Origin of the sequence: Okeania sp. SIO2F5, assembly GCF_010692685.1 — a bacterium.
Lineage (GTDB): Bacteria > Cyanobacteriota > Cyanobacteriia > Cyanobacteriales > Microcoleaceae > Okeania > Okeania hirsuta.
The window spans coordinates 1-3,406 of sequence record NZ_JAAHGU010000265.1 but is presented as its reverse complement, the minus strand read 5'-3'; the positions used below and the strand labels follow the sequence as shown (position 1 = coordinate 3,406).

At 37.7% G+C, this 3,406-nt stretch carries 3 protein-coding genes; 2 read left to right on the top strand and 1 reads right to left on the bottom strand.

Translation table 11 applies throughout. The features are described from left to right. Nucleotides 1-99 precede the first annotated feature (99 nt). Nucleotides 100-1,806: a hypothetical protein gene (locus tag F6K27_RS32670; protein WP_287280080.1), complete on the bottom strand. Its 1,707-nt coding sequence runs from the start codon at nt 1,804-1,806 to the stop codon at nt 100-102. 493 nt (nt 1,807-2,299) lie between these two features. Between F6K27_RS32670 and F6K27_RS32665 the strand changes: the two genes are divergently transcribed. Further along, the gene (locus tag F6K27_RS32665; RefSeq protein WP_287280076.1) at nt 2,300-2,551 is read left to right on the top strand and encodes a hypothetical protein; all 252 of its coding nucleotides are present in this window, start codon (nt 2,300-2,302) and stop codon (nt 2,549-2,551) included. A gap of 1 nt (nt 2,552) precedes the next feature. Next, nucleotides 2,553-3,284 (top strand): caspase family protein, encoded by a 732-nt coding sequence (locus tag F6K27_RS32660; protein WP_287280081.1) that lies wholly within the window; start codon nt 2,553-2,555, stop codon nt 3,282-3,284. Nucleotides 3,285-3,406 lie beyond the last annotated feature (122 nt).

The following is a 3,406-nucleotide window of genomic DNA, read 5'->3' as shown; positions in this document are numbered from 1 at the left end:
GTTTAGTTCTTTTTTTTTTGGGCAGCAGTGGTTCAATTAAAGCCCACTCGCTGTCTGTCAAGCTACTTGAGTATGGCATTTTCTATCCATTATACTCTCTCACAAAGATCCGTTTAGGGGTTCTATAGTAACATTGCCTCCGTTGCCGTCTCCAGAATAATTTGCCAGAAAGCCTTGAGATATATTGATATTTCCGGTTTCTGTGGTGATAGTTATTTCACCGCCTTGTTGTTGGCCGTGGGAACTAATAGTATTGGTGGTGATATCGCTTTTAGCTTGGAGAGTAACATCTCCAGCATTACCTTTTTCTGAAAATGACTGGATGGGTTGGGTCGCATCAATTTCTCCTTGTTCACTGATAATAGTAATTTCTCCTCCATCAGCAGTTTCTTGTGACTCTGAGGCAGAAGATTGAATAATACCTGTAGCGATATTTTCTTGAGCTGTTATTTTTATTGCGCCTGCGTTTCCTGCATCAGTGCTTCTGGCTGAGATGGTACTATTTTCCGCTTGGAGAGACCCTGTATTGATGGTAATTTTTCCTCCATTTCCTGTGCCTGTAGTTTCTGTAATAATTTGACCTTCTAATTGAAATTTTTGGCTAGGAGTAATATTGATACTACCTCCATCTCCGCTGTCGGATGTAGCTGCTGATATAGTAGTATTTTCAGCTATGGTGAGGTTTTCTGTTTCTATGTTGATGATACCTGCGTCTCCACTGCCTTCTGTTTCAACTGTTATTCTGCCTTCCCCGGAAATATTTATGTTTTCTGGAGCAAATATATTGATATTACCTCCGTCTCCACTGGAAGTAGTGCGGGCTGAGATCAAGCCATTTTCGGTAAAAGTAATATTGAGGTTCGGGTCAATTCGAGCGGAATAATTTTCTCTTCTCAAACTCTCCCCATCTCCCCATCTCCCCATCTCCCCATCTCCCCATCCCCCCATCTCCCCATCTCTGTTATAGGGTTTAAGGGTAAGAGTACCTGCGGGGGTTTCTCCTGCTGTTTCGGCAAATATTCCGAGTCGGCCTGAAATTAGTAGGTCTGTGGCGTTGATGGTAATATTACCTCCCGCTTCAGTGTTAGTTGCCCCTTCTCTTGTTTGTACTTCGGCAGATACATCAGCACCATTTTTAACGAATAGAGACTCCGTGGTAATAGTTACATTCCCCCCATCCCCTACTGCTCCTTCTGCCACAGTGCTACTTGCTGCACTCGGATATTCTTTTAAGTATTCTCCCTCCAAGACTACAGTGTCATTAGCATGAATCTCTACATTCCCTGCATCCCCATTACCAAAAGTATTGGCTAGTATTTGAGCACCATTTTTAACGAATAGAGACCCAGTGGTAATAGTTACACTCCCCGCATCCCCTACTGCTCCTTCTTCCACACTTCTAGTTACTCCAGTCAAATTTTCTGAGTCTCCTCTATCAAAGACAACAGTGTCAGTAGCATTTATCTCTACACTCCCTGCATTCCCATTACCAAGGGTACTAGCAGATATAAAAGCACCATTTTTCACCTCCAGAGACCCGGTGGTAATAGTTACACCTCCCCCATTCCCTTCTGCTCCTGGTCGCACTTCACTAAAAACTTTAGTGAAAAATTCTGAGTCTCCTCCATCCAAGACTACAGTCTCAGTAGCATGAATCTCTACACTTCCTGCATCCCCATTACCAAGGGTACTAGCAGATATAAAAGCACCATCAATCACAGAAAGGTTTTTAACATTAATCTTAATATCACCTCCTGTTTCACCATCAGTAACAACATTAGCTCTAATGTCTTCAGTAACAGTCACATCTCCTCTACGTGATAACTACAACCATGCTAGGGAGCTTCCATGGAATGTCTCTACGGTACTATACCTGAATAAAAATTACTATAAATAATATTCATATATTTCGGGTAGTATACCAATTATAGGTTTTTCTAAATTTTCAAGTTTGTATAATTTATTTGTATAATTTTGATAGTCCTGCATGGTAATGGTAGGATACATATTTTTTAATTTCTCCCACACTCCTCATCTCCCCATTTCCCACACTCCCCGTCTCCCCATCCCCCCATCCCCCCAAACTCCCGGTGCTTCCTTTACCATTACTATGCACCACCACCTAATTTTTCCTATTGTCATCGTATATATTATTAAGAAAGGAGTCAGGAGACAGGAGTCAGGAGTTAGAATGGAATTCTTGACCACGGGTGAATTTAGCTTCCTTATCTTGGTATTTGACCACACTCTTAATTCTGACTCTTTCTCCAATACAATTATGGAGTAATAATATCGAATTATGCCGAAATCAGCAGGTAATTCTAATGTAGAAAAACTTCAAACTGGTGAAGACAAAATTTTAATTATTTTAGTAGGAATTAATCAAGATGATGATAGCCGAATAAATAATATAGAATTCGGTTATACAGTATATGTTTATAATTCTATACCACACTTCAATATTAAATCGGACTACCTCCCCATCTCCCCATCTCCCTATCTCCCCATCTCTGCCAACTATATAATAAGTATTCAACCGGATTTGATATAACCTGAATTATTGTGTTAATGATTGTCAGGAATTAAAGGCTGCATTAGAATCAGCTACAAAATTATTCACGAATAAAACTATTATTATCCATCACGATAATATACCTGAATCTCCTCTGCTTGATGTGGTGAAAAATAGCTTGAATCAATTAGTTACTCAAGCTACTAAAGAAGATACTATGTTAATTTATTTTTCTGGTCATAGTTTTTTAGACAAACAGATTCAGCAACCAATATTATGTCTGAAAAATACTCAAACTAATAATTTAGCTACAACAGGTTTACCTCTGGCAGAAATTTTGCAAAAGTTGACAGAAAGTGGTGCTAAATATCAATTTATTTTTATTAATGCTTGTCATAGTGGTGGAACAAGTATTAATTTTCAGCATTTATCTGAAAGTAAGAAATTATCTGAACTTGAAATATCTAGTATTGCTCCACAATTAATTGAATTATTTTGGCAAACGGCAGCTAAAAGTAAAGGTTTTTATGCGCTTTTGTTTTGCGATAATTATGAACAATATAGAAAATGGAAAGATATAAAACATGGATTATTTACTTATTTTTTTATTCAATGTTTTTTGGGTAAAGCTGCTGATGATTTGCGAATTATTGATGCGGATATTTTATATAAATATATCTTTAATCGCAGTTGGGAATTTCTTGATAAAACTAACAGGCAAATCCGCTTAATAAATAAACAAAAAACTAATTGTGGCGAACAAGATATATAGCAATGAGCGCTGGCATCTTTACATATTACATAAATATTGATAATGTAACATAAAAGTAACTGTATGAGCTGTATTTTTCATAAATTAGGCGATCGCTAAAGGTTAAAGTTTTAAGGATGCGT